The organism is Phytoactinopolyspora endophytica, from assembly GCF_004138495.1.
GTDB lineage: Bacteria > Actinomycetota > Actinomycetes > Jiangellales > Jiangellaceae > Phytoactinopolyspora > Phytoactinopolyspora endophytica.
Window position 1 is genome coordinate 77,596 of the sequence record NZ_ML142856.1, and the last position, 460, is coordinate 78,055.

General features: G+C 69.3%; 1 protein-coding gene. It reads left to right on the forward strand.

Translation table 11 applies throughout. From position 1 onward, the window contains the following. Positions 1 to 17 precede the first annotated feature (17 nt). A partial coding sequence (locus ELR45_RS16660) for an RNA polymerase sigma factor (protein WP_240759803.1) occupies positions 18 to 460 on the forward strand: 443 nt, incomplete at its 3' end.

The following is a 460-nucleotide window of genomic DNA, read 5'->3' on the forward strand; positions in this document are numbered from 1 at the left end:
ACACGGCCCAACACATCGTGTCCGACGCGCACACCGCGGACGACCTCACCCACGAGGCCTTCTACCTCGTCCTTCGAGCGCTGCGCTCCGGCCACGGTCCCCGGTACTCGTTCGCCCGCTATCTACAGGCGACGGTCCGGCGCCTGGCATACCGGTACGTCGCCGGATGGAGGCGGACGATCATCGCCGGCGACACCGAGGAATGGGAGAGATACCTGCTGCCCATGCCGTCACCCGCTCCCCAGAACGACCTCGTGGCAGCCGCGTGGGCGACCCTTCCTCCTCGGTGGCGGCGCATCCTGTGGCTCATCGAGGTGGAGCGCTACACGCCGGCCGAACTGGCGGCGCAAATGTCGATGACACCGTCCGCCGTCTCCAGCCTGGCCGTCCGCGCCAGGCGCGGGCTGCATGCCGCGTACCTCGCCATGCAACGCACGGACCTACGGCTCGCGCCAGCTCA